The organism is Aequoribacter sp., from assembly GCF_965659035.1.
Lineage (GTDB): Bacteria > Pseudomonadota > Gammaproteobacteria > Pseudomonadales > Halieaceae > Aequoribacter.
Window position 1 is genome coordinate 1 of sequence record NZ_CBFHWH010000187.1, and the last position, 1,158, is coordinate 1,158.

Genomic DNA, 1,158 nt, shown 5'->3' on the forward strand with positions numbered 1-1,158 from the left:
AACTTCAGGGCCCGACCGTATTCATAGGTCAACCGAGTTACAAGGCCCATGGATGCGCTCCGGTCCGCTTGCAAGATCACCGCAACACGGTTTATTTTCGAAACATCTGGGTTCGCACGCTGTAAATTGCCGCGATAAACTCATCGCTGTTTTCCCCCATGGATATTGGGGTTCGGCGCACAGTCGATACGAATGATCCAGATAATCCGTCAGGGCCGATTCCCTCTACCTTGAAATTGTGACTTGTATCGAAAAGTCACCCCGTCAACAATGGGCGATATACTCCGGAGTATCGAAGAACGCATGATTTTTAATTGTCCCAACTGTGCTCTGTCACTGCACAAGTCGGCGTCTACATGGATATGTGAAAACCGACACACATTCGATATCGCTAAAGAAGGCTACATAAACCTACTCTTGCCAGCCAAAGGCCAAAGCAAGATGGCGGGTGACAGCGCCGATATGATTCAAGCGCGCCGAGCCATTCATGAAGCCGGCATCTACGAACCATTGGCGGCAACCTTATACGATGTAATTCGTGAACATATCCAGACCCCAACGAGTGCACTCGATATCGGCTGTGGTGAAGGCTATTACTCCCGTTATTTTCAAGAGCGTATGCCGTCACATCACTACTTCGGCATCGATATATCCAAAGCGGCGGTCAAAACTGCAGCCAAGCAAAACACGACCATTCAATACACGGTTGCCAGCGCTTTTCGAATACCGGTTGAATCGGCTTCAGTCGGGATAGCCACCCGAATCTTTGCACCTTCTGACGACGCGGAACTCCATCGCATACTATCAAGTGACGGCCACTACCTAGAGGTCGGTCCGTCTCCGAACCACTTGTGGGAGCTTCGCGAAGCACTTTATGATGAACCCACACCGCATGCCCCGCATCGAGTCGCGTTGAACGGATTTGATCTTGTACAGCAAGGCCAATGTCACTACCCTTTTGATTTGAATAATGATCAACTCAAACACCTCATCGCTGCAACACCCTTTTCCCACAAGGGCCATCGGGAGAAACGCGTTTTACTGCTGCAACGAAATCAGATAGTTGTCACTATGGCGTTTGAGTGGCGATTATTTAAAAAACTACCCTAACCCAACATAACAACAGGACTTTACCAATGCAGTACCAGTCAATTGCTT

The 1,158-nt window shown here is 49.1% G+C and carries 1 protein-coding gene; it reads left to right on the forward strand.

Going from position 1 to position 1,158, the window contains the following annotated elements; all coding sequences use genetic code 11:
- Positions 1–303 precede the first annotated feature (303 nt).
- Positions 304–1,110: a putative RNA methyltransferase gene (locus ACTF5Z_RS12275; protein ID WP_438985884.1), complete on the forward strand. Its 807-nt coding sequence runs from the start codon at positions 304–306 to the stop codon at positions 1,108–1,110.
- Positions 1,111–1,158 lie beyond the last annotated feature (48 nt).

Coding starts and splice junctions, on each gene's coding strand:
- ACTF5Z_RS12275 (WP_438985884.1), top strand. CDS start 304: ATGATTTTTAATTGTCCCAACTGTGCTCTGTCACTGCACAAGTCGGCG.